This is a genomic window from Streptococcus mitis, assembly GCF_047464945.1.
Taxonomy (GTDB): Bacteria; Bacillota; Bacilli; order Lactobacillales; family Streptococcaceae; genus Streptococcus; species Streptococcus mitis_EA.
The window spans coordinates 225835-249241 of sequence record NZ_JASHAX010000002.1; the positions used below are offsets into that span (position 1 = coordinate 225835).

General features: G+C 38.8%; 23 protein-coding genes and 2 pseudogenes. 18 read left to right on the forward strand and 7 right to left on the reverse strand.

The window, feature by feature from the left end; all coding sequences use genetic code 11:
- Positions 1 to 19: 19 nt before the first annotated feature.
- A pseudogene (locus QM424_RS03765) lies at positions 20 to 486 on the forward strand (transposase).
- 134 nt (positions 487 to 620) lie between these two features.
- Here the strand turns inward: QM424_RS03765 and QM424_RS03770 are convergent.
- Positions 621 to 758 (reverse strand): hypothetical protein, encoded by a 138-nt coding sequence (locus tag QM424_RS03770; RefSeq protein ID WP_414393098.1) that lies wholly within the window; start codon positions 756 to 758, stop codon positions 621 to 623.
- Between the two features lie 204 nt (positions 759 to 962).
- Positions 963 to 1085 (reverse strand): annotated as a pseudogene (locus QM424_RS09845) (IS1595 family transposase); the annotation flags it as partial.
- Positions 1086 to 1201: 116 nt separating this feature from the next.
- Here QM424_RS09845 and QM424_RS03775 point away from each other — a divergent pair.
- The 4 genes from QM424_RS03775 to manA all read left to right on the forward strand — a co-directional run bounded on the left by QM424_RS03775 (position 1202) and on the right by manA (position 6922).
- On the forward strand, positions 1202 to 3871 hold the full coding sequence (locus QM424_RS03775; RefSeq protein ID WP_414393100.1) for an N-6 DNA methylase: 2670 nt from the start codon (positions 1202 to 1204) through the stop codon (positions 3869 to 3871).
- A 157-nt stretch (positions 3872 to 4028) separates the two neighbouring features.
- A complete protein-coding gene (locus tag QM424_RS03780; protein ID WP_001291473.1) occupies positions 4029 to 4289 on the forward strand; it encodes a SemiSWEET family transporter in 261 nt (86 codons plus the stop codon).
- A gap of 129 nt (positions 4290 to 4418) precedes the next feature.
- The gene (locus tag QM424_RS03785) at positions 4419 to 5858 is read left to right on the forward strand and encodes a 6-phospho-beta-glucosidase (protein ID WP_414393102.1); all 1440 of its coding nucleotides are present in this window, start codon (positions 4419 to 4421) and stop codon (positions 5856 to 5858) included.
- Between the two features lie 119 nt (positions 5859 to 5977).
- Positions 5978 to 6922, forward strand: a complete 945-nt coding sequence (manA, locus tag QM424_RS03790) for a mannose-6-phosphate isomerase, class I (protein ID WP_261030274.1) — start codon at positions 5978 to 5980, stop codon at positions 6920 to 6922.
- Between the two features lie 40 nt (positions 6923 to 6962).
- Here the strand turns inward: manA and QM424_RS03795 are convergent, their stop codons facing one another.
- Positions 6963 to 8303 carry a sodium-dependent transporter gene (locus QM424_RS03795; protein WP_261030273.1) on the reverse strand — a complete coding sequence of 447 codons (1341 nt, stop codon included), beginning with the start codon at positions 8301 to 8303 and terminating at the stop codon, positions 6963 to 6965.
- A gap of 234 nt (positions 8304 to 8537) precedes the next feature.
- Here QM424_RS03795 and QM424_RS03800 point away from each other — a divergent pair, with 234 nt between their 5' ends.
- On the forward strand, positions 8538 to 9278 hold the full coding sequence (locus QM424_RS03800) for a MerR family transcriptional regulator (RefSeq protein ID WP_414393105.1): 741 nt from the start codon (positions 8538 to 8540) through the stop codon (positions 9276 to 9278).
- Between the two features lie 41 nt (positions 9279 to 9319).
- Here the strand turns inward: QM424_RS03800 and QM424_RS03805 are convergent, their stop codons facing one another.
- Genes QM424_RS03805 through QM424_RS03815 form a run of 3 tightly spaced genes read right to left on the reverse strand, consistent with a single transcriptional unit; the run spans position 9320 to position 11965 of the window.
- The gene (locus QM424_RS03805; RefSeq protein WP_414393107.1) at positions 9320 to 9841 is read right to left on the reverse strand and encodes a DUF1697 domain-containing protein; all 522 of its coding nucleotides are present in this window, start codon (positions 9839 to 9841) and stop codon (positions 9320 to 9322) included.
- Between the two features lie 48 nt (positions 9842 to 9889).
- Entirely contained in the window at positions 9890 to 11062 is a 1173-nt protein-coding gene (gene aao, locus QM424_RS03810) for an aminoacetone oxidase (protein WP_261030268.1), read from the reverse strand.
- A 57-nt stretch (positions 11063 to 11119) separates the two neighbouring features.
- Positions 11120 to 11965: a DegV family protein gene (locus QM424_RS03815; protein ID WP_261030267.1), complete on the reverse strand. Its 846-nt coding sequence runs from the start codon at positions 11963 to 11965 to the stop codon at positions 11120 to 11122.
- 124 nt (positions 11966 to 12089) lie between these two features.
- Between QM424_RS03815 and QM424_RS03820 the strand changes: the two genes are divergently transcribed.
- The 11 genes from QM424_RS03820 (at position 12090) to QM424_RS03870 (ending at position 20752) form a co-directional block, all read left to right on the forward strand.
- Positions 12090 to 12647: a TetR/AcrR family transcriptional regulator gene (locus tag QM424_RS03820; RefSeq protein WP_000004136.1), complete on the forward strand. Its 558-nt coding sequence runs from the start codon at positions 12090 to 12092 to the stop codon at positions 12645 to 12647.
- A gap of 18 nt (positions 12648 to 12665) precedes the next feature.
- Positions 12666 to 13133, forward strand: a complete 468-nt coding sequence (locus QM424_RS03825) for a deoxycytidylate deaminase (RefSeq protein WP_000136976.1) — start codon at positions 12666 to 12668, stop codon at positions 13131 to 13133.
- An 88-nt stretch (positions 13134 to 13221) separates the two neighbouring features.
- Positions 13222 to 13851, forward strand: a complete 630-nt coding sequence (upp, locus tag QM424_RS03830; RefSeq protein ID WP_000515974.1) for a uracil phosphoribosyltransferase — start codon at positions 13222 to 13224, stop codon at positions 13849 to 13851.
- A 172-nt stretch (positions 13852 to 14023) separates the two neighbouring features.
- Positions 14024 to 14614, forward strand: coding sequence for an ATP-dependent Clp protease proteolytic subunit ClpP (clpP, locus tag QM424_RS03835; protein WP_000613475.1), 591 nt, complete (start codon positions 14024 to 14026; stop codon positions 14612 to 14614).
- A gap of 78 nt (positions 14615 to 14692) precedes the next feature.
- Positions 14693 to 14980 (forward strand): YlbG family protein, encoded by a 288-nt coding sequence (locus QM424_RS03840; protein ID WP_261030265.1) that lies wholly within the window; start codon positions 14693 to 14695, stop codon positions 14978 to 14980.
- Between the two features lie 66 nt (positions 14981 to 15046).
- On the forward strand, positions 15047 to 16207 hold the full coding sequence (locus tag QM424_RS03845; RefSeq protein WP_261030264.1) for an ABC transporter substrate-binding protein: 1161 nt from the start codon (positions 15047 to 15049) through the stop codon (positions 16205 to 16207).
- A 115-nt stretch (positions 16208 to 16322) separates the two neighbouring features.
- On the forward strand, positions 16323 to 17192 hold the full coding sequence (locus QM424_RS03850) for a branched-chain amino acid ABC transporter permease (RefSeq protein WP_414393110.1): 870 nt from the start codon (positions 16323 to 16325) through the stop codon (positions 17190 to 17192).
- A 3-nt stretch (positions 17193 to 17195) separates the two neighbouring features.
- Entirely contained in the window at positions 17196 to 18152 is a 957-nt protein-coding gene (locus QM424_RS03855) for a branched-chain amino acid ABC transporter permease (RefSeq protein WP_060806239.1), read from the forward strand.
- Complete coding sequence (locus QM424_RS03860; RefSeq protein ID WP_001185995.1) at positions 18152 to 18916, forward strand: ABC transporter ATP-binding protein; 765 nt, start codon at positions 18152 to 18154, stop codon at positions 18914 to 18916. The genes QM424_RS03855 and QM424_RS03860 overlap by 1 nt, the downstream gene beginning before the upstream one ends.
- Complete coding sequence (locus QM424_RS03865) at positions 18916 to 19626, forward strand: ABC transporter ATP-binding protein (protein ID WP_049497486.1); 711 nt, start codon at positions 18916 to 18918, stop codon at positions 19624 to 19626. The genes QM424_RS03860 and QM424_RS03865 overlap by 1 nt, the downstream gene beginning before the upstream one ends.
- 469 nt (positions 19627 to 20095) lie before the next feature.
- A complete protein-coding gene (locus tag QM424_RS03870; RefSeq protein ID WP_261030262.1) occupies positions 20096 to 20752 on the forward strand; it encodes a CBS domain-containing protein in 657 nt (218 codons plus the stop codon).
- Between the two features lie 84 nt (positions 20753 to 20836).
- On the opposite strand, the gene QM424_RS03875 is transcribed toward QM424_RS03870, so the two are convergent.
- On the reverse strand, positions 20837 to 22093 hold the full coding sequence (locus tag QM424_RS03875) for an ISL3 family transposase (RefSeq protein ID WP_414393113.1): 1257 nt from the start codon (positions 22091 to 22093) through the stop codon (positions 20837 to 20839).
- A gap of 213 nt (positions 22094 to 22306) precedes the next feature.
- Here QM424_RS03875 and prfB point away from each other — a divergent pair.
- Positions 22307 to 23402, forward strand: a protein-coding gene (prfB, locus tag QM424_RS03880) for a peptide chain release factor 2 (RefSeq protein ID WP_100069222.1) whose coding sequence is annotated in 2 segments (ribosomal slippage) — positions 22307 to 22378 and positions 22380 to 23402 — 1095 coding nt in all. Because the reading frame shifts where the segments join, the coding sequence is not laid out codon by codon here.
- Positions 23403 to 23407: the final 5 nt, after the last annotated feature.

Consider the following 23407-nt stretch of genomic DNA (forward strand, 5'->3'; position numbering starts at 1 on the left):
ACTGTGGTCTAATCTTCTTATGCAATATTCATTAGATTTTCGTAAAAAAGTTTTCGCCTCTTGTAAGCGAACAGGTAGTATAACGGAAGCATCACACGTTTTTCAAATCTCACGTAATAACATTTATATCTGGTTAAAGTTAAAAGATAAAACAGGAGAGCTAAACCATCAAGTAATACGAAGAGACGATGACGAGCGACTTTTTTGAAGCTTGGTTTCAGAAGTTTCTCTTACCAACATTAAACACACCATCAGTTATTTTTATGGATAATGCAAGATTACATAGAATGAGTAAGCTCGAACTCTTATGTGAAGAATTTGGGCATAAACTTTTACCACTTCCTCCCTACTCACCTGAGTACAATCCTATCGAGAAAAGATGGGATCATATTAAAAAGCACCTCCAAAAGGTATTACCAAATTGCAATACTTTTTACGTGCTTTTTGTCCTGCTCTTATTTCAATAGATTGTGTTATGAACTATAACATCAAAATGCTTCCTTCCTTTCGGGAATTGCCTTTTTAAAATGATTTATTTTTTCTAGGATTGTGGTGCAGTGTAATCAATAATTTATTATCAAAGTCAGAAAGTTTATTTTTCTTTTGATAGATACAATCCTCTAAATTAGGAAATTTAAGATGATGTTTTTCTCAAAAACATTTGAAATTTTTTTGTTTTCAGATACATCAGCTAGAGCTTCTAACTCTGCCAGTTGTTTTTCGCTAGAGCCTTTATCGAGTTTTTTTGAAAGTATCATAAATACACTTTTTAATTAATTAAGTGTAAAACAATGGACTTTTAGTGAACATCGATACCACAACATGTTTCAATCATGACTTCCATTATAAAAATCTCCTGTTAACTATTGAACAATAGAACAAGAGGTTACTAGTACTTTAATTTTCATGCTCAAGACGTATTCGAGTTATCACTTATTATCTTTGCAGTTATAAACTTTTTAAGACTCGTCAAAAGGACTAATGATAACATCACTCCAACTCATTTCCTCTAAATGGTCTACACATGACTGTTCGTCATGAAAAACTGTCTGTAAATCAAATAAAGACTTAAATTCAAACTTCATAGCTGTTACTCCTTTTTCTGATATTTGAATAACAAACTACTATAATTATTGTTATAACATCTGTAAGATGGTATAATAGGGTTATCTTAATCAAATATAGAAATACGAGATTTTTCATGAGCGAAGAGATTATTCAATACAGTACATTAGAAAACTACATTCCAATAGGTGAGTTCAGATACATTGATTTAGGAAAGACCACTTTTAATCAACTAACAAAGTCCAAAATAATTTCCAATAAGATTTCACATCTTATAAAATTAAAACAACCCGATGCTTTAATTTTAGATGGGGGTAGTTATCCTGCAAAAGTTATAGCCATTGTTGAGTATAAAAAACCAGATGAATGGAATACTGATAAAAAGAAAGAAGCTTCAATAAAGCAAGTGAGTGAATACTGTCACTTTAGTAATGTAAATTATGGGATTGTAACTAATGGAACAGACTATGAAATACTCTTTGTTGATAGTTCAAAAACGGAACATGATTTTTCATTCATAAGCAATGAGGAGCACTATTATGCCGACTATATCTTGAAAAATAATCAAAAATTAAAGCTTGAAAATATAAAAAATAATAAAGCAAGTCAAGAAACATTAGTAAAAGCGTTTCTAACAACTGATTGTGACCATATAACATTAAATGAAAACATTGACATAGTCGACCCTAGAAGCCTAGCAAAAGGAATTTGGCAGTCAATTTGGTTAGCTACTGGAGATGACCCTAAAAAATGTCTTATGACTTTCACTGAACTATTTATGTATAAGTATTTAAGCGACTTAGGAATTTTAACTGAAAAAGAAGATGGAACTTTAATTTCCTTTGAAGACACATTTTCAAAAGGTAAGGATAGGTGTCTTCAGTATTATATGAATAATGTTCGTGAGTATATAAAAGAGGTATTTCCGAAAGGGGAAGATGATACTACTATTATAAATGGTCTTAGTGTAAAAAAAGACAGTAAGCAAGACGAACTATTTTATTCTATATTAGAAGATTTCAAGAAGTTTGGCAATTTAAAACACGTTTCTATTGAATTTAAGTCCAACTTATTCGAAGAATTTTTAAAAGGCTCTAATGGTATTAAATTAATGGCGCAGTTTTTCACGCCAAGAAATATCATAAGAACGATGGTTAACATGGCAAATGTATCTCAACTACAAGATGGACAGTCTATTTGTGATCCTGCTTGTGGAGTGGGGGGATTTGTCATTGAGAGTATGATAGCAAGAAATATTACAAAAGACTTTTGTGATAATCCTGCTACTTTAAGTTCTAAAATCAACTATTCAGGATATGATTTAGATAAACAAACAATCATACTAGCGAAGGCATCACTTACTATGTTGTTGTCATCAAAAATCAATGAATACAGAAATAATCTAAGCAAATACTCCGATTTTGTTAATTCTGTTTTTGAAAGCTTTCATAAGTCGACCATCGGCTCACTAAGCAAAACAGATGGTCAATATGATTTAATTTTAAGTAATCCGCCTTATGTTAGAAAAGGAATGAGCTTATACAGAGATTTTATCAATAATGATTTACAACTTTCAGCTTTTTATGATAAAGATTTTGATAGCAAGGAAGGTCTTTTTGTCATAAATATGGTGAAATCGTTAAAACCTAAAGGAAGAGCTTTCATAGTATTACCAGATGGTTTTTTCCATACAAAAAGCGATAGAGGGTTGAGAAATTTTCTATTAGAAGAAACTATAATTGATGGAATAATTTCTTTACCTAGTCGAACCTTCTATACAACTGCCAAAAAAACGTATATACTATGTCTTACGAAGAAAACAGATAGAAATATTCCACAAACCTCTCCAATTTTTAATTATATTGTAACTGATGTTGGGGAAAGTCTTGATATTGCTCGCGTGAATACTAATTTAGAGGATTTAAACTGTCTTGCTAGAGAGTTTAAATATTTTATGACAGACAAGGAACAGTATGTTAGTAATTATACTCAAATTTTTACAAAAGAAATTGAGTATTACAAAAATGAAGATATGTGGTTGTCAGAAAGACTTCTATCAGATTATCAATTGAAAGAATTGAATATCAAAGAAGATGAGGAGTTTAACACTCTAACTGATGTAAGTCAGAGTATAGCTGAAGCTATACGAGAATTAGCTAAGTTAGACACTGAATTGAAAGAAATTGATAATATTCAAGAAAATTATAATTATAAAAATGTCAATTTAAATGAAGTTGATGAAACTGGTAATCTATTCTTTGATATTAGTTCAAGTTTGATTGGTTACAAACAAAAAGAATACAGAGAAAAACAGGTAGATTCATCAGAAGGTTATCCGCTATATACAGCTGCTAAAGATTGTGTTGCATACTTACCTAAAAATCATGCAAAGCTAGTAACTGTTGAGACAAACAGACCGCATATTTCAATAGCGACAGATGGTGACGGAACCGCAGGTACAAATATAATTTTACATAAAGAGCCTTACTTTTTAAATACCTCTAGACTTTCAATTGTAACTAAAAATCAAGATATTTTACCAGAATATGTATATTATAGCTTAAAGAACATTAAGAAAAAATATGGTTTTGGTTACACAATAAAATGTAATAAAGATAATTTAGAAAAATATATCAAGATAGATATCCCTGTTGATGATAATGGTAATTTTTCTTTAGACTACCAAAAGCAAATCGTTCACAAAATGGAAAAGAGGGAGACTATATTGAAAAAATTATCTAATTATGAAGAAATATTTAAATCTATAAGAAAATTCAGTCAATTCATTGCGATTTCAGAAGATTGACCCATTTTATGGATTAAACAGATCGGAGCGATCCGGTCTTTTTCTTATCACAAGATTGTGATAGTTTACATTTTTATAATAAAATTCTCAAACTCTTGCTTATTTTTGCATCATATTATAAAATAAAAAGCATAAAAGAATAAAAGAGGCTTTAAAAATGTCTGAAAAACAAATGAAAATTTTGGGTTGGGTAGCGACCTTCATGTCTGTTATGATGTATGTGTCTTACTTCCCACAAATCATGAATAATCTTGCCGGTCAAAAAGGCAACTTCATTCAACCCCTAGTCGCAGCTATCAACTGTAGTCTCTGGGTTTACTATGGTCTTTTCAAAAAGGAAAGAGATATTCCACTTGCAGCTGCCAATGCACCGGGTATCGTTTTTGGTCTAGTAACGGCTATTACGGCGTTGATTTAAAAAGAAGACTGATTTCAGTCTTTTTTTTCGTATATATAAGCAAGCTCAGGACATCATTACCTATATAGTTCCAAACATTTTGTCTCCTTTTTAGTATAATAGAACTAATAAATCAAGTGAGGTAAAGTGATGATAGAAAGACTACAATTTCCAGAGGGTTTCCTCTGGGGTGGTGCTACGGCAGCTAATCAATGTGAAGGTGCTTATAATTTAGACGGTCGTGGGTTGGCCAACGTGGATGTCGTCCCCATCGGTCCAGAGCGTGAAGCCATTATCACAGGTCAGAAAAAGATGTTTTCGTTTGAGGAGGGTTATTTTTACCCAGCCAAAGAAGCCATTGATATGTACCATCATTATAAGGAAGATATTGCTCTTTTTGCGGAAATGGGCTTTAAGACTTATCGACTATCCATTGCTTGGACTAGGATTTTTCCTAAGGGAGACGAAACAGTGCCAAATGAAGCTGGTCTAGCCTTTTATGAGGATTTATTTAAGGAGTGCCACAAGTATGGTATCCAACCTCTGGTGACTATCACTCATTTCGACTGTCCTATGCACTTGATTGAAGAATACGGAGGATGGCGCAATCGTCGGATGTTAGACTTCTATGAAAAACTTTGTCGCACACTCTTTACCCACTATAAGGGTTTGGTCAAATATTGGCTTACCTTCAACGAAATCAACATGATTCTCCATGCCCCCTTTATGGGAGCTGGGCTCTGTTTTGAAGAAGGAGAAAATCAAGAACAGGTCAAATACCAAGCGGCTCACCATGAGTTGGTGGCTTCAGCCATGGCGACTAAGATTGCCCACGAAATTGACCCAGAAAACAAGGTGGGATGTATGTTGGCAGCAGGGCAATACTATCCTAACACAGCCCATCCGAGAGATTACTGGGTTGCTATGGAGGAAGATCGCAAGAGTTACTTCTTCATTGATGTTCAAGCGCGTGGGGAATACCCAAACTATGCCAAGAAGCAGTGGGAACGTGAGGGGATTGAGATTCATATGACGGCAGAGGATCTGGACTTGTTGAAGAATTACACTGTTGACTTTGTTTCCTTCTCTTACTATGCAAGTCGAGTGGCCTCAGGTGATCCAGAAGTTAAAGAATTAACTGCTGGAAATGTCTTTGCCTCTCTCAAAAATCCTTATCTTGAATCCTCAGAATGGGGATGGCAGATTGACCCACTTGGTCTTCGCATCACCCTCAATGCCATCTGGGATCGTTACCAAAAGCCCATGTTCATCGTAGAAAATGGTCTCGGTGCTATGGATACACCAGATGAGAATGGTTATGTAGCAGATGACTATCGGATTGCTTACTTAGAGGCTCATATCAAGGCCATGCGAGATGCTATTTACCACGATGGAGTTGATTTGCTTGGTTATACGACTTGGGGCTGTATCGATCTGGTCTCAGCTGGAACAGGCGAAATGAATAAGCGCTATGGCTTTATCTATGTAGATCGTGATAATGCAGGAAATGGGACTCTCAAACGGACCAAGAAGAAATCCTTCTATTGGTACAAGGATGTCATTGCCAGCAATGGTGCAAGCATTGAGTAGAGCACATTTGTTCACTATTTTTATAAAATCTTCTCCCTACTTTATAAGATATGAAAAAGAGTTCAATTAGATGGAGCTTTTTGCTATAATGAGGGAGAAAAATCAGATAGGAGATTGACATGTCAGAACCATTATTTTTACAATCAGTTATGCAAGAAAAAATCTGGGGTGGTACCAAGCTACGTGATGAGTTTGGTTATGACATCCCAAGTGAAAAAATCGGAGAATATTGGGCCATATCAGCCCATCCAAATGGCGTCTCTAAAGTTGCCAATGGTCGCTTTGAAGGAACAGATCTAGCTACTTTGTATGCAGAACACCGTGAATTGTTTGGTAATCGTCCAGAGTCTGTATTTCCACTTTTGACTAAGATTCTGGATGCCAACGACTGGCTCAGCGTCCAAGTTCACCCAGATGATGCCTATGGACTCGAGCATGAAGGCGAACTCGGAAAAACAGAATGCTGGTACATCATCGCTGCGGATGAAGGTTCAGAGATTATCTACGGGCATAATGCCAAATCAAAAGAAGAACTCCGCCAGCAAATTGAGGACAAGAATTGGGATGCTTTGTTGACAAAAGTACCAGTTAAAGCTGGAGATTTCTTCTATGTGCCAAGTGGCACTATGCATGCTATTGGTGCGGGCATCTTGATTCTTGAAACGCAACAGTCTAGTGATACCACCTATCGCGTCTATGACTTTGACCGCAAGGACGATAATGGAAACTTGCGTGAACTTCACCTTGAAAAATCTATCGATGTTTTAAACATTGGAGAGCCTGCCAATAGCCGTCCTGTGACTGTCAAAGCAGATGATTTACGATCAACTTTACTTGTGTCCAACGATTTCTTTGCAGTCTACAAGTGGGAAATCGATGGAAAAGTTGACTTCGAAAAGACAGCTGATTACAGCTTGTTGAGTGTCTTAGCCGGTCAAGGTCAGCTAACTGTTGATGGAAAGAACTATCCAATCCAAAAAGGCAGCCACTTTATTCTACCAAGTGATGTTGAAGTTTGGACTCTGGAAGGGCAAGGTTTGGAATTGATTGTTAGTCATCCATAAAAAAGAAAGGGCCTGAGTTTACTACTCAAGTCCTTTTTGATTACATAAATTGGGCGATGAAGACCACGATGATGATGATTGGAATGATGAAACGAAGAAGGAAGAGCCAGACTTGGAACAGTCCCTGTTTCCATGCTGTTTCATCAAGATGCAGTTCCTCCATAGCAAGAGCCTTTTTAAAGATGTAGCCTGTAAAAAGTGAAAGGCAGAGAGCTCCAAATGGCATGAGGAGATTGGAAACCAAGAAATCCATAGCATCAAAGAAGGTCTTCCCAAAAATGTGAATATCTGCCATAACACCGTAAGAAAGGGCCGAAGGAATTCCAAAGATAAAGGTCAAAATTCCTAAAATGGCACTCCACATGGCACGCTTGCTGTTGTCCTGATTGGTAATATTGCCCACATTGATTTCCAGCATAACAACGGAAGAAGTGACCGTCGCAAAGAGGAAGAGCAAGAGGAAGAGGATGTAGAAAATGGTTCCAAAAGGCATCTTGTCAAAGAGTTGAGGCAAGACGATAAAGAGCAAGCTCGGTCCTCCTTCAGACTGGATATTGAAGGCTGACATGGCTGGGAAAATGGCTAGACCTGCCATGATGGATACTGAGATATTCATGGCTACAATGGAAATCCCTGACTGGACTAGATTGGTTTTCTTATCCAAGTAAGATGCATAGGTTAGCATGGCTGTAACCCCTAGTGAGAGGGCAAAGAAAGATTGTCCCAGAGCATAGAGGAGACCAGCACTTGTCAGCTTAGAGAAGTCTGGTTTGAGGAAGTAAAGAACCCCTTCCATGGCATTTGGTAAACTGAGAGAGCGCCCAATGATGACAACAAAGATGATAAAGAGCAGGGGCATCATGACTTTCGAAGCTCTTTCAATCCCTTTTTGAACCCCACGTGATACAATAAAGATGTTCAATAGGATAAAGGCTGCTTGAGCTCCAAGCGCAATGGCTGGATTTGAAATGATGGAAGTAAATAACTGAGCATAATCACCCGTTCCGCTAAGTTGGAACAATTTTCCAAACTCAATGCCTAGATAAACCAGAATCCATCCCCCAATAACACTGTAGAAAGATAAGAGGATAAAGAGGGCAAAGGCACCAATCCAACCGATAAAGTTGTACTTGCTATTCTTGCCGAGTTTTCCAAAGGTTTTGATAGCTGAAACACCAGCACTTCGGCCGAGGGCAAACTCAGCTAGCAAAAGGGGAAAACCGATTAGAATAGTGGAAATGAGAAAGACCAGTAAAAAGCCTCCTCCACCGTTAGCAGCAGTCATATAAGGGAATTTCCAAACGGCACCAAGGCCGATGGCTGAACCAGCAGATGCTAGGATAAAGCCCAGTTTAGAACCCCATTGCGATTTTTCAGACATAGTTAAACTCCTAAAATTAGTGTTCCAAAAGAAAAAGCTACTGCCCTTGGCAAATAGCCTCATAAGTACTCAAGATGAGCGTTTCTTTTGATTGATAGACTTGACTATCCTATCATGTTTTCTAAGGTCTGTCAAGAAAACCATTTTCATGTTATGATAAAGTAAAAAAATTCACAAAAACGCTTGACTCTGACCTAAGGGGAGGGGTTATACTATCAATGTAAGGAGGAAATCATGTACCATATAAAAGAAGCTGCGCAGCTTTCGGGCGTCTCTGTCAAGACCCTACACCACTACGATAAGATAGGACTTTTGGTTCCTTTAAAGTCGGAAAACGGCTATCGAACCTACAGTCAGGAGGATTTGGAACGCCTTCAGGTCATTCTTTACTATAAATATCTAGGTTTTTCTTTAGAAAAAATAGCAGAGCTATTAAAGGAAGAAAAGACAGATTTATTGCCTCATTTGACTAGGCAGTTGGACTATTTGACTCGAGAAAGGGAACATCTGGATACCTTGATTTCAACCTTGCAAAAAACCATTCAAGAACAAAAAGGAGAAAGAGAAATGAGCATTCAAGAGAAATTTGCTGGATTTAACTACCAAGACCATCAAAAATACCATCAAGAGGCGGTAGAGAAATATGGACAAGAAGTCATGGACCAAGCGATCGAGCGCCAAAAAGGTCACGAAGACGAAGTTACGGCTGCCTTCAACCAGGTTTTTCGAGCCTTGTCACAAAATATTCAAGCTGGTTTACCTGCAACAGCAACAGAAAACCAAGAAGAAGCTGCTAAACTCTTGCAAGCCATACGTACTTATGGATTTGACTGCTCTATCGAGGTCTTTGGTCATATTGGAAAAGGCTATGTCTATAATCCAGAGTTTAAGGAAAATATTGACAAATTTGGAACTGGAACAGCCCAGTACACATCAGATGTGATTGCGCACTATGTCCAAACTCAGACAAAATAAAATCGGAGGAGTATTCTTCCGATTTTTACTAAATTCAAGCACTACTTGCTTAATAATTTTTCTACTACATTTAGTTTTCGCATGGTCAAATCTACATTAAAAAGCTTTTCAAGATAGTTGGTATGGAGTTTCTTTTGTTTTGCAGTTCTAGGGAGATAGAGGTAAAGACAATGGTTACCGATACAAATTTCTTCTTCACCGTAATCAATTTTCAATTTTTCTAAAGGGAGACTTTGAATAGCTTCTTGATAAAAAATCACGTGTACACGGTCATAAAGATAGTGTTCTCCAAAAGGGTTTTCTTGGACAATTTTTTTAAAATCACTTTTGTTCTTGATTACCATTTTTAAGTCAGCACCAATATTTTCATTTATTAGAGTATGGACACGTTCTCGTATTTTTTCTAAATCTAAGTCACTTTCAAGAATGATATTCCCACTTTGAATATAGGTTCGAACTTGTTGAAAACCGGCTTCTGTTAAGATATCTACTAGATAAGACATTTTAGGGATAGCATTTTTTCCATTAGGAGTAACTCCCCTTAACAAGATAATATGTTCCAAAGTAGTTCCTTTCTTTTGGGGCTGATTTAGCCATTGAATAATTTAGATTTAGATTGGATTTGATCCCGCCACCCAGCCGGTGCAGAGGGCAGAAGTGATGTTAAAGCCACCCGTATGAGCATTGATATCCAGTACCTCGCCCGCAAAGTGGAGCCCAGGTACCAGTTTACTTTCAAGGGTTTTAGGATTGATTTCCTTAAGACTGACGCCACCCTTGGTAACAAATGACTTGGCAAGGGACATTTTTCCGGTCACAGGGATTTTGAGGGCCTTAATAGACTGGAGAAGTTGTTCTCGTTCCTTTTCAGTCAACTGTTTGACTTTGTCAGGATAGCCTTGCGCAAAAAATTCTGCCAAGCGTTCTGGCAACAAGGTTCTTAAAGCATTTTTCAAGGATTTTTCCCGATTTTCTTCTAGAAATGTAGCCAAGTCCTTCTCAGAAAGTTGAGGCAAAACATCTAGCGAGAGAACTTCCCCACTCTTGACAAAGCTAGACATACGCAGAGCAGCAGGGCCAGACAAACCAAAGTGGGTAAAAAGCAAATCGTGAGTGATGACATGCTTACCATAGCTTAGGGTCACATCGTCCAGCGAAATACCCTGCAAGACCTTGTGTGGGAAATCTGTCAATAAAGGACTTTCAGCAGCCTCAAGCTCGGTAATGGTATGTTTGAAATGACGGGCAATCTCGTGGCCAAAACCAGTAGAACCAGTAGAAGGATAGGATTTCCCACCAGTTGTGACAATAAGTTTCTCACAAGTGAAGCTTTGGTCTGCGGACTTAAGGACAAACTGATTTTCTACCTTTTTAACCGAAACAATTTCGGTTTGAGTAGCAACTTGACCACCTAGCTCAGTGATTTTCTTTTCTAAAGCTTCGATAATGGTACGAGACTTGTCACTAGCAGGAAAGACGCGGCCGTGGTCTTCGGCCTTAAGTTTAACCCCATTTTCTGTAAAAAAGTTAATGATATCATGGTTATCAAATTGGGAGAAGACACTGTAGAGAAAGCGCCCATTTCCAGGGATGCCAGCTAGCAGGTCGTCCAAACTACCATTGTTGGTTACATTGCAACGTCCGCCACCAGTCCCAGCTAATTTTTTTCCAAGTTTCCGATTTTTTTCGATGAGGAGGGTTTTCTGTCCATAAAAGCTACTGGAAATCGTAGCCATCATGCCAGCAGGTCCTCCACCGATGACAATAGTATCAAAATGTTTCATAGCTCTATTGTACCACAAAAAAACAAGAGATGAAGTTACCTCTTGTCAAGAATGCAATTAATCAATTTCATATCCCATCAGCAAACCACCATCTTCTGCATAAAAACTGCAGAGACCAGATGTTGGGAGAATTTTAATATCCGCCTGTGGGAAATTTTCACGGATTCGTTCTGAGAGCTGTTGGCAACATTTCTCGTTATTACGTTGGGCCATGACAATACGGCCACCAGCATATCCAGCTTTTATCAATTCTTCATAGGCTGCCTGAATCGATTTCTTTGGTCCTCGCGCTTTTTGTAGCAATTCAAGGGTTCCAGTTTCACTAGCTTCCCCGACCATACGGATATTTAGAAGGCCAACGACCGTACCGATAAGCTTGCTCAAACGGCCGTTCTTCACCAAATTATCGACCTTGGCCAGAACAAAGAGCAACTTGGTTTTTTCTTGATAGGCGGTGATAGCTTCAACTACTTCTTCAAATGATAAGCCTTGGTCAATCAAATCATTCAATTTTTCTACGAGCAAGTCAACTTCCCCGCCAGCAGACAAGCTATCAATTACATGAATCTTAGTGTCAGGATGGTCTTCTAGATAAATATTCTTAGCTAGTTGAGCACTATTGTGACTGCCAGAGAGAGTACCAGTGATAGTTACTAGGAAAATGTTTTTTGCTCCTTCAAATGCTCGCAAATAATCATCTGGGCTTGGACAAGCTGATTTTGAAGCTTCTGCAGTTGCATACATGGTTTCCATCATTTGGTCAATGTCAAGACTGGCATCATCAACAAAGACCTGATCAGCTACTTGAATGGTTAAGGGGACACTTACAAAGGTCGTGTCAATAGCTGGTGTTGCCAGCTGACGATAATCACAACCAGAGTCAGCAATAATCTTCCAAGTCATAGAAATTCTCCATCTTTGCCAGTTATACATTGACAAAGGTTCTGTCTTTTTTTACAATTATATCATGAAAGCCCTTGAAACAAAAGCCTCATCAGTCTGTTGTGACAAGTAGAAAGAAAATGTTATGTCTGAACGTAGAATCTCTGAAAAGTCTCTTGAAAATCTCAGAAAATCAAACCAAGAATCCAATTTATTAACTAGAGAAGCCATAGAAACAGCCCTCTTGCAGCTCTTGGAAAAAAAGGACTTGACCAAGATTAGTATTTCTGAATTGGTCAAACGTGCAGGCGTTTCACGTGCGGCCTTTTATCGCAATTATGATTCCAAAGAGGAGATTTTAGAAAGTGTCTTTAAACGAACTGTCCACAATATTATGGAACAGTTGCATCATTATGATTTAAAGACAGACCTTTATCTGGTCTGGGTTCACCTTTTCCGAGAAGCAAGAAAGGAAGCCAGAGTGATTCAACTGGCCTTAGATTACCATCTGGAAAAAATCTTTGTCCAAGCCATGCAGGAATTTCTAGAAAAATACCATGGAAAATCAAAAGGTGTCAGCTCTTATCTTCATTCCTTCTGGAGTTCAGCCATCGTCTCAGTCCTTTTAAAATGGATCAAGGATGGCATGAAGGTACCTGCTGAAAAGATTGCGGATTTACGGTTACCATTTTTTAAAAAATAGAGAAAAAGGAGAAAAGAGATGACTGAAAAAAGACTAGCATGGGATGAGTATTTTGCAGCCCAAGCCTTACTAATTGCCAATCGTTCCACTTGTAAACGTGCCAAAGTGGGGGCGATTCTGGTAAAAGATAATAAGGTTATTTCCACTGGTTACAATGGTTCGGTGTCAGGAACCGAGCATTGTATTGATCACGAATGTCTGGTCATTGAAGGACACTGTGTTCGCACCCTTCATGCTGAGGTCAATGCTATCCTTCAAGGTGCAGAACGTGGTGTTCCTAAAGGTTTTACAGCCTATGTAACCCATTTTCCTTGTCTCAACTGTACAAAACAATTACTTCAGGTTGGTTGCAAGCGCGTGGTTTATATTAACCAGTACCGAATGGATGACTACGCCCAATACCTTTATCAAGAAAAAGGGACAGAATTGACCCATCTACCACTTGAGACAGTACAGACAGCTCTTAAAGAGGCAGATTTAATGTAAAAATTATCAAAAATAAATGGTTTAGAAAGATTTTTAAACCGTTTTTTGGTATAATAAGAAGAATAAATTGAAAGAAGGAATTCCAAAAATGGGAAAAATTGAAGTTATTAATCATCCACTGATTCAACACAAATTGTCAATCTTACGTCGTACAGATACTTCTACCAAAGCTTTCCGTGAGCTAGTAGATGAGATTGCAATGTTGATGGGGTATGAAGTACTTCGTGATCTTCCACTAGAAGATGTGGAAATCGAAACACCAATCACAAAAACAGTTCAAAAACAATTGGCAGGTAAGAAATTGGCTATCGTACCAATCTTGCGTGCAGGTATCGGGATGGTTGATGGGCTCTTGAGCTTGGTTCCAGCTGCTAAGGTTGGTCACATCGGTATGTACCGTGATGAAGAAACGCTTCAACCAGTTGAGTATTTGGTGAAATTGCCTGAAGATATTGACCAACGTCAAATTTTTGTGGTAGACCCAATGTTGGCAACAGGTGGATCAGCAATCTTGGCTGTTGACTCTCTTAAAAAACGTGGTGCATCAAATATCAAATTTGTCTGCCTTGTATCTGCTCCAGAAGGTGTTAAAGCCCTTCAAGAAGCTCATCCAGATGTAGAAATCTTTACAGCAGCCTTGGATGAACGCTTGAACGAACACGGTTATATCGTTCCAGGTCTTGGAGATGCTGGGGACCGCTTGTTCGGTACAAAATAAAATTAAAAAGAGATTGACTTGGAAAAGGATTTCCAGTCACGAAAGGAGGTTGAATTTTTGTTTCTGTCTAATGAAAACAGAGCAAAAATTTGACCTTTTTTGACCTAGATATTATAATAGTCTTATCTTCAGTCATTTGACCAACAAAATTAAAATTCAAAAGGAGAAATGAATGATTCCTGTAGTTATTGAACAAACAAGCCGTGGAGAACGTTCTTACGATATTTATTCACGTCTTCTCAAAGACCGCATCATTATGCTGACAGGCCCAGTTGAAGACAACATGGCCAACTCAGTTATTGCCCAGTTGCTTTTCTTGGATGCCCAAGATAGTACAAAAGATATTTACCTTTATGTCAATACACCAGGTGGTTCCGTTTCAGCTGGTTTGGCAATCGTTGATACTATGAACTTTATCAAGGCAGATGTCCAAACCATCGTTATGGGAATGGCTGCATCTATGGGTACAGTCATCGCATCTAGTGGAGCAAAAGGCAAACGTTTCATGCTTCCAAATGCCGAATACATGATTCACCAACCAATGGGTGGTACAGGTGGTGGTACTCAACAAACCGATATGGCGATCGCTGCAGAACACTTGCTTAAAACTCGTAACACCTTGGAAAAAATCTTGGCTGAAAATTCAGGTCAGTCAATCGAAAAAGTCCATGCAGATGCAGAACGTGATAACTGGATGAGTGCCCAAGAAACACTTGAATATGGCTTTATTGATGAAATCATGGCCAACAATTCATTGAACTAATGATGATAGAAGGCAAACTCGACTGAGTTTGCTTTTTTTGGTATAATAGGGAGAGATTTCTTAGAAAGAGGATTTATCATGTTTGAAAAAGTCAATCGATCTGGCTTGATTATCTATCTTTACTATAATCGTGATGCCAAAAAATTGCAGGATTATGGAGATATTACCTATCATTCCAAGAAACATCGTTACTTACAACTCTATGTTCCAACTCAAGAAGTGGAGCAATTGGTCGGGAGCTTGAGCAAGGAAAAGTTTATAAAAAAAGTCAGAGTTTGCCATATCCAAGAGCTGGAAACCCCCTTTGTGGGCAATCTTTATCGAGAGGAAAACGTTATCATCGAAAAACTTAAAGAAAAGTGTTGACAATTTTCTGATAATTCGGTATATTCTTAACATGCTATTTATTTAAGAAATAAGGAGACAAAAAAGATGAAGAAAAAATTTGCCCTATCGTTTGTGGCGCTTGCAAGTGTAGCACTTCTTGCAGCCTGTGGAGAAGTGAAGTCTGGAGCGTCAAACGCTGCTGGTAACTCAGTAGAGGAAAAGACAATCAAAATTGGATTTAACTTCGAGGAAACTGGTGCCGTAGCAGCCTACGGTACATCTGAACAAAAAGGTGCCCAATTGGCTGTTGATGAAATCAATGCAGCAGGTGGTATCGATGGAAAACAAATCGAAGTAGTCGATAAAGATAACAAGTCTGAAACAGCAGAAGCTGCTTCAGTAACAACTAACCTTGTAACCCAATCTAAAGTATCAGCAATCGTAGGACCTGCTACATCTGGTGCAACTGCAGCTGCGGTAGCGAACGCTACAAAAGCAGGTGTTCCATTGATTTCGCCAAGTGCGACTCAAGATGGATTGACTAAAGGTCAAGATTACCTCTTTATCGGAACATTCCAAGATAGCTTCCAAGGAAAAATTATCTCAAACTATGTTTCTGAAAAATTGCAAGCTAAGAAAGTTGTTCTTTACACTGACAATGCCAGCGACTATGCTAAAGGTATTGCCAAAGCCTTCCGTGAAGCTTACAAAGGTGAAATCGTTGCAGATGAAACTTTCGTAGCAGGCGACACAGACTTCCAAGCAGCCCTTACAAAAATGAAAGGGAAAGACTTTGATGCTATCATCGTCCCAGGTTACTACACTGAAGCTGGTAAAATTGTAAACCAAGCGCGTGGTATGGGAATTGATAAACCAATCGTTGGTGGTGATGGATTCAACGGTGAAGAGTTTGTACAACAAGCAACTGCTGAAAAAGCATCAAACATCTACTTTATCTCAGGCTTCTCAACTACTGTAGAAGTTTCAGCTAAAGCAAAAGCCTTCCTTGACGCATACCGTGCTAAGTACAATGAAGAGCCTTCAACATTTGCAGCCTTGGCTTATGACTCAGTTCACCTTGTAGCAAATGCAGCAAAAGGTGCCAAAAACTCAGGTGAAATCAAGGATAACCTTGCTAAAACAAAAAACTTTGAAGGTGTAACTGGTCAAACAAGCTTCGATGCAGACCACAACACAGTCAAAACTGCTTACATGATGACCATGAACAATGGTAAGGTTGAAGCAGCAGAAGTTGTAAAACCATAATAGAAAATGTTGAAATAGGGAATGAGCCTCTGACTCACTCCCTGTTTCGATGTTTAAGAACCTATCAAAAATTGAGGAAAAATCCTCGAAATTATAAATAGAAAGAGTGAATCTTATGCTCCAACAACTAGTAAATGGTTTGATTCTAGGTAGTGTTTATGCGCTGTTAGCCCTAGGATATACCATGGTTTATGGAATTATCAAGCTCATCAACTTCGCCCACGGTGATACTTATATGATGGGAGCCTTTATCGGTTATTTCTTGATTAATTCTTTCCAAATGAATTTCTTTGTAGCGCTTATTGTAGCTATGCTAGCGACAGCCATTCTTGGTGTCTTGATTGAGTTCCTTGCTTACCGACCTTTGCGCCACTCTACTCGTATTGCTGTTTTGATTACAGCTATTGGGGTTTCTTTCCTATTGGAATATGGAATGGTCTATCTGGTTGGTGCCAATACACGTGCCTTTCCTCAAGCTATTCAAACAGTTCGCTATGATTTAGGTCCAATTAGTCTAACAAACGTTCAGTTAATGATTTTGGCCATTTCCTTGATTTTGATGATTTTGTTACAGGTCATTGTCCAAAAGACTAAGATGGGGAAAGCCATGCGTGCTGTATCTGTAGATAGCGATGCGGCGCAATTGATGGGGATCAATGTAAATCGTACTATCAGCTTTACCTTCGCTTTGGGTTCTGCTCTTGCGGGTGCGGCTGGTGTTCTGATTGCCCTTTATTATAACTCTCTTGAGCCTTTGATGGGGGTTACTCCAGGTCTTAAGTCTTTCGTTGCCGCAGTACTTGGTGGTATCGGAATTATTCCTGGTGCGGCTCTTGGTGGTTTTGTGATTGGTCTATTGGAAACCTTTGCGACAGCCTTTGGGATGTCAGACTTCCGTGATGCCATTGTTTATGGAATCTTGTTGTTGATCTTGATTGTCCGCCCAGCTGGTATCCTTGGTAAAAATGTGAAAGAGAAGGTGTAAGCGATGAAAGAAAATTTAAAAGTTAATATTCTATGGTTACTCCTTTTGTTAGCTGGCTATGGCTTGATTAGTGTACTGGTTTCAGTCGGAGTACTCAATCTATTCTATGTACAGATTTTACAACAAATCGGAATTAATATTATTCTGGCTGTTGGTCTTAACTTAATCGTTGGTTTTTCAGGACAATTTTCACTTGGTCATGCTGGTTTCATGGCGATTGGTGCCTATGCAGCAGCTATTATTGGTTCTAAATCACCAACCTACGGTGCCTTCTTTGGAGCTATGCTGGTAGGAGCTTTGCTTTCAGGAGCGGTTGCCTTGTTTGTCGGCATTCCAACCTTGCGTTTGAAGGGGGACTATCTTGCGGTAGCGACTCTAGGTGTTTCTGAAATTATCCGTATCTTTATCATCAATGGTGGAAGCCTTACAAATGGTGCAGCAGGTATCTTAGGAATTCCTAACTTTACAACTTGGCAAATGGTTTACTTCTTTGTCGTGATTACAACCATTGCAACCTTGAACTTCTTGCGTAGTCCAATTGGTCGTTCAACCCTATCCGTTCGTGAGGATGAAATCGCTGCTGAGTCAGTTGGGGTTAATACGACTAAAATTAAAATCATCGCCTTTGTCTTTGGTGCTATTACTGCAAGTATTGCAGGGTCACTTCAGGCTGGATTTATCGGGTCTGTTGTACCGAAAGATTACACTTTCATCAACTCAATCAACGTTTTGATTATTGTTGTATTTGGTGGACTTGGTTCCATTACAGGTGCCATTGTTTCAGCTATTGTTTTGGGAATTTTGAATATGCTTCTCCAAGATGTTGCTAGTGTGCGTATGATTATTTACGCTTTGGCCTTGGTATTGGTAATGATTTTCAGACCAGGTGGACTCCTTGGAACATGGGAATTGAGCCTATCACGTTTCTTTAAAAAATCTAAGAAGGAGGAACAAAACTAATGGCATTACTTGAAGTAAAACAGTTAACCAAACATTTTGGCGGTCTAACAGCTGTTGGAGATGTGACTCTTGAATTGAACGAAGGGGAATTGGTTGGACTAATCGGTCCAAATGGAGCTGGGAAAACCACCCTTTTCAACCTCTTGACGGGTGTTTATGAACCAAGTGAGGGAACAGTAACACTAGATGGTCACCTTTTGAATGGAAAGGCACCTTATAAGATTGCTTCTTTGGGACTTGGACGTACTTTTCAAAATATCCGTCTTTTTAAAGATTTAACCGTTTTGGACAATGTTTTGATTGCCTTTGGCAACCATCACAAACAACATGTTTTTGCTAGTTTCTTACGCCTACCAGCTTTTTACAAGAGTGAAAAAGAATTAAAGGCTAAGGCTTTGGAATTGCTTAAAATCTTTGATTTAGATGGTGATGCAGAAACGCTTGCTAAAAATCTTGCCTACGGACAACAACGTCGTTTGGAAATTGTTCGTGCCCTCGCTACGGAACCTAAAATTCTCTTCTTAGATGAACCAGCAGCAGGTATGAACCCACAGGAAACAGCTGAATTGACTGAGTTAATTCGTCGTATCAAAGATGAATTTAAGATTACGATCATGCTGATTGAACACGATATGAATCTGGTAATGGAAGTAACAGAACGTATCTACGTACTTGAATATGGTCGTTTGATTGCTCAGGGAACTCCAGACGAAATTAAGACCAATAAACGCGTTATCGAAGCTTATTTAGGAGGTGAAGCCTAATGTCTATGTTAAAAGTTGATAATCTTTCTGTACATTACGGTATGATCCAAGCAGTCCGTGATGTAAGCTTTGAAGTGAATGAAGGAGAAGTCGTTTCCCTTATCGGTGCCAATGGTGCAGGTAAAACAACCATTCTCCGTACCTTGTCAGGTCTAGTTAGACCAAGCTCAGGAAAGATTGAATTTTTAGGTCAAGAAATCCAAAAAATGCCGGCTCAGAAAATTGTAGCAGGTGGCCTTTCACAAGTACCAGAAGGACGCCACGTCTTCCCTGGCTTGACCGTCTTGGAAAATCTAGAAATGGGAGCTTTCTTAAAGAAAAATCGTGAAGAAAATCAAGCTAACTTGAAAAAAGTTTTCTCACGCTTTCCTCGTCTTGAAGAACGGAAGAACCAAGATGCAGCTACTCTTTCAGGGGGGGAACAACAAATGCTTGCCATGGGACGCGCTCTTATGTCAACACCAAAACTTCTTCTCTTAGATGAACCATCAATGGGACTTGCCCCAATCTTTATCCAAGAGATTTTTGATATCATTCAAGACATCCAGAAACAAGGAACAACCGTCCTCTTGATTGAACAAAATGCCAATAAAGCACTCGCAATCTCTGACCGAGGCTATGTGCTGGAAACAGGAAAAATTGTCCTATCAGGAACAGGAAAAGAACTCGCTTCATCAGAAGAAGTCAGAAAAGCATATCTAGGTGGTTAAAAAGGTCCGGGGGACCTTTTTAATCGGTGGATAGAGATTGCGAATCAATCATCCGAATCCAGTGGATTGTTTTAGTCGGTAGATGAGGATTACGAAGTAATCATCATTATAGTCCGGGGGACCTTTTTAGTCGGCGGATGAAGATTGCGTAAGCAATCATCGCATAGTCTGGTAGACTAGTTTAGGTTGCAAATGAAGATTGCGAAGCAATCATCATTATAGTCCGGGGGACCTTTTTAATCGGTGGATAGAGATTGCGAAGCAATTCTCATCTGCACTGGAAGGTTAGCTCCTAATCATTGAAACAGAACAGAATGAAGCGTACCACTCTTCATTCACAGAGCTCGATTTTAGAGCTCTTTTTGCTAGCTTATTCATACTTTTCTGAATTTTGAAAAAGAAATGTAAGCGTTTGATGGATTTACAAAAAGATTGTATAATAGGATAAGAATAGAAAAGGAGAAGTCTCATGGCAGTTAAAGATTTTATGACCCGCAAGGTAGTGTATATTAGTCCAGATACAACAGTATCTCATGCAGCAGATTTGATGAGAGAGCAAGGGTTGCACCGCTTGCCTGTTATCGAAAATGATCAATTGGTTGGTTTGGTGACTGAGGGCACCATTGCCCAAGCTAGTCCATCACAAGCAACCAGTCTTTCTATCTATGAGATGAATTATCTTCTAAATAAGACAAAAGTAAAAGATGTCATGATTCGCGATGTTGTCACTGTTTCAGGCTATGCGAGTCTAGAGGATGCAACTTATCTGATGTTGAAAAACAAGATTGGTATTCTTCCTGTCGTAGATAATCATCAAGTATACGGAGTTATTACGGACCGTGACGTTTTCCAAGCCTTTCTTGAAATTGCTGGTTATGGTGAAGAAGGAATTCGTGTGCGTTTTGTTACAGAAGATGAAGTTGGTGTCCTCGGAAAGATTGTTTCTTTGATTGCAGAAGAAAATTTGAATATCTCTCATACAGTAAATATTCCGCGTAAAGATGGTAAGGTGATTATCGAAGTTCAAATCGATGGCTCAATTGATTTACCAGCCTTGAAAGAAAAATTTGAATCAGAGAATATTCAAGTAGAAGAAATTACTCGTACTTCAGCAAAAGTCTTGTAAGAAGGGAAGCCGAAAGGCTTCTTTTTACGTTCTTTTTTACGGTTCTTTTTGGCTCTTTGTCAACTGTAGTGGGTTGATGAAAAGCTAAGCTCGAGAAAGGACAAATTTCGTCCTTTCTTTTTTGATGTTCAGAGAGATAAAAATCCTTTTTTTGAAGTTTTCAAAGTTCCGAAATCCAAAGGCATTGCGCTTGATAAGTTTGATGAGATTATTGGTGGCTTCCAGTTTGGCGTTGGAATAGGGTAGTTGAAGGGCGTTGGCAATTTTCTCTTTATCCTTGAGGAAGGTTTTAAAGACAGTCTGAAAAAGAGGATGAACCAGCTTAAGATTGTCCTCAATAAGTCCGAAAAATTTGTCTGCCTCCTTGTTCTGAAAGTGAAAAAGCAAGAGTTGATAGAGATGGTAGTGGTGTTTCAAGTCCTCTGAATAGCTCAAAAGCTTGTCTAAAATCTCTTTATTCGTCAAGTGCATGCGAAAAGTAGGGCGATAAAAACGTTTATCGCTGAGTTTACGACTATCCTGTTGAATGAGCTTCCAGTAACGCTTGATATCCTTGTATTCATGGGATTTTCGATGAAACTGATTCATGATTTGGACACGCACACGACTCATAGCACGGCTCATGTGTTGGACAATATGGAAACGATCCAACACGATTTTAGCGTTTGGAAAAAGCTGTTTAGCTAAGGCATAGTAGGGACTAAACATATCCATAGTAATGATTTTCACCTGACATCGGACTGCTCTATCGTAACGAAGAAAGTGATTTCGGATGACAGCCTGTGTTCTGCCTTCAAGAACAGTGATAATGTTGAGCTTGTCAAAATCTTGTGCAATAAAGCTCATCTTTCCCTTTGTAAAAGCGTACTCGTCCCAGGACATAATCTCAGGGAGGTAAGAAAAATCAGACTTAAAACGGAAGTCATTGAGCTTACGAATGACAGTTGAAGTTGAAATAGCCAGCTGATGAGCAATATCGGTCATAGAAGTCTTTTCAATCAGCTTTTGCGCAATCTTTTGGTTGATGATACGAGGAATTTGATGATTCTTCTTGACGAGAGAGGTTTCGGCGACCATCATTTTCGAGCAATGATAGCGCTTGAATCGACGCTTTTTCAGGAGGATTCTAGTAGGCATACCAGTCGTTTCGAGGTAAGGAATTTTCGACGGTTTTTGAAAGTCATATTTCTTCATTTGATGTCCACAATCAGGACAAGATGGGGCATTGTAATCCAGTTTAGCGATGATTTCCTTAAGTGTATCCTTATTGATGATGTCTAGAATCTGGATATTTGGGTCTTTGATATCGAGTAGTTTTGTGATAAAATGTAATTGTTCCATATGAATCTTTCTAATGAGTTGTTTAGTCGCTTTTCATTATAGGTCATATGGGACTTTTTTTCTACACAAAAATAGGCTCCATAAGATTCATAGGGGATTTACCCACTACAAATATTATAGAGCCTTCTTTTTTCATGAAAAGGGTATTAGAGCAAAAGATGGAAAGAAATGATAAAATATGCTATAATGAAATGATGTAAAAAAGGAGTATTTATGGACATTTCAGTAATTCGTCAGAAAATTGACGCAAATCGTGAAAAATTAGCTTCTTTCAGGGGGTCTCTTTGACCTAGAAGGTCTAGAGGAAGAGATTGCCATCTTGGAAAATAAGATGACAGAACCTGATTTTTGGAACGATAATATCGCGGCCCAAAAAACGTCGCAAGAATTAAATGAATTAAAAAACACCTACAACACCTTCCACAAAATGGAAGAGTTGCAGGATGAAGTCGAAATTTTATTAGACTTTTTAGCTGAAGATGAGTCGGTGCATGAAGAATTGGTTGAGCAGTTATCAGAACTTGATAAGATGATGACCAGTTATGAGATGACCTTGCTCTTGTCAGAACCTTATGACCATAATAATGCCATCTTGGAAATCCATCCAGGTTCTGGTGGTACTGAGGCGCAGGACTGGGGTGATATGCTGCTTCGTATGTATACTCGTTATGGCAATGCCAAAGGCTTTAAAGTAGAAGTCTTGGATTATCAAGCAGGTGATGAGGCTGGTATCAAGTCAGTAACCTTATCATTTGAAGGTCCTAATGCCTATGGTCTTCTCAAGTCAGAAATGGGTGTGCACCGTTTGGTGCGAATTTCGCCGTTTGACTCTGCTAAACGTCGCCATACCTCTTTCACATCTGTAGAAGTGATGCCTGAGTTGGACGATACCATTGAAGTGGAAATCCGGGAAGATGACATCAAGATGGATACCTTCCGTTCAGGTGGTGCCGGTGGACAAAACGTCAACAAGGTTTCAACAGGTGTGCGTCTGACCCACATTCCAACTGGAATTGTTGTCCAATCAACGGTCGATCGTACCCAGTATGGAAATAGAGATCGAGCTATGAAGATGTTGCAGGCTAAGCTCTATCAAATGGAGCAAGAAAAGAAAGCTGCGGAGGTAGATTCCCTCAAGGGTGAGAAAAAAGAAATCACATGGGGAAGCCAAATCCGTTCTTATGTCTTCACGCCTTATACTATGGTAAAAGATCATCGAACTAGCTTTGAAGTTGCTCAGGTAGATAAGGTTATGGATGGAGACCTAGATGGTTTTATCGATGCTTATCTCAAGTGGCGAATCAGCTAAGATAG

What these genes read in the sequence shown, in the direction of transcription:
- QM424_RS03770 (WP_414393098.1), bottom strand. Translation starts at nt 758, where the DNA reads ATGATACTTTCAAAAAAACTCGATAAAGGCTCTAGCGAAAAACAACTG.
- QM424_RS03775 (WP_414393100.1), top strand. Translation starts at nt 1,202, where the DNA reads ATGAGCGAAGAGATTATTCAATACAGTACATTAGAAAACTACATTCCA.
- QM424_RS03780 (WP_001291473.1), top strand. Translation starts at nt 4,029, where the DNA reads ATGTCTGAAAAACAAATGAAAATTTTGGGTTGGGTAGCGACCTTCATG.
- QM424_RS03785 (WP_414393102.1), top strand. Translation starts at nt 4,419, where the DNA reads ATGATAGAAAGACTACAATTTCCAGAGGGTTTCCTCTGGGGTGGTGCT.
- manA (WP_261030274.1), top strand. Translation starts at nt 5,978, where the DNA reads ATGTCAGAACCATTATTTTTACAATCAGTTATGCAAGAAAAAATCTGG.
- QM424_RS03795 (WP_261030273.1), bottom strand. Translation starts at nt 8,303, where the DNA reads ATGTCTGAAAAATCGCAATGGGGTTCTAAACTGGGCTTTATCCTAGCA.
- QM424_RS03800 (WP_414393105.1), top strand. Translation starts at nt 8,538, where the DNA reads ATGTACCATATAAAAGAAGCTGCGCAGCTTTCGGGCGTCTCTGTCAAG.
- aao (WP_261030268.1), bottom strand. Translation starts at nt 11,062, where the DNA reads ATGAAACATTTTGATACTATTGTCATCGGTGGAGGACCTGCTGGCATG.
- QM424_RS03815 (WP_261030267.1), bottom strand. Translation starts at nt 11,965, where the DNA reads ATGACTTGGAAGATTATTGCTGACTCTGGTTGTGATTATCGTCAGCTG.
- QM424_RS03820 (WP_000004136.1), top strand. Translation starts at nt 12,090, where the DNA reads ATGTCTGAACGTAGAATCTCTGAAAAGTCTCTTGAAAATCTCAGAAAA.
- QM424_RS03825 (WP_000136976.1), top strand. Translation starts at nt 12,666, where the DNA reads ATGACTGAAAAAAGACTAGCATGGGATGAGTATTTTGCAGCCCAAGCC.
- upp (WP_000515974.1), top strand. Translation starts at nt 13,222, where the DNA reads ATGGGAAAAATTGAAGTTATTAATCATCCACTGATTCAACACAAATTG.
- clpP (WP_000613475.1), top strand. Translation starts at nt 14,024, where the DNA reads ATGATTCCTGTAGTTATTGAACAAACAAGCCGTGGAGAACGTTCTTAC.
- QM424_RS03840 (WP_261030265.1), top strand. Translation starts at nt 14,693, where the DNA reads ATGTTTGAAAAAGTCAATCGATCTGGCTTGATTATCTATCTTTACTAT.
- QM424_RS03845 (WP_261030264.1), top strand. Translation starts at nt 15,047, where the DNA reads ATGAAGAAAAAATTTGCCCTATCGTTTGTGGCGCTTGCAAGTGTAGCA.
- QM424_RS03850 (WP_414393110.1), top strand. Translation starts at nt 16,323, where the DNA reads ATGCTCCAACAACTAGTAAATGGTTTGATTCTAGGTAGTGTTTATGCG.
- QM424_RS03855 (WP_060806239.1), top strand. Translation starts at nt 17,196, where the DNA reads ATGAAAGAAAATTTAAAAGTTAATATTCTATGGTTACTCCTTTTGTTA.
- QM424_RS03860 (WP_001185995.1), top strand. Translation starts at nt 18,152, where the DNA reads ATGGCATTACTTGAAGTAAAACAGTTAACCAAACATTTTGGCGGTCTA.
- QM424_RS03865 (WP_049497486.1), top strand. Translation starts at nt 18,916, where the DNA reads ATGTCTATGTTAAAAGTTGATAATCTTTCTGTACATTACGGTATGATC.
- QM424_RS03870 (WP_261030262.1), top strand. Translation starts at nt 20,096, where the DNA reads ATGGCAGTTAAAGATTTTATGACCCGCAAGGTAGTGTATATTAGTCCA.
- QM424_RS03875 (WP_414393113.1), bottom strand. Translation starts at nt 22,093, where the DNA reads ATGGAACAATTACATTTTATCACAAAACTACTCGATATCAAAGACCCA.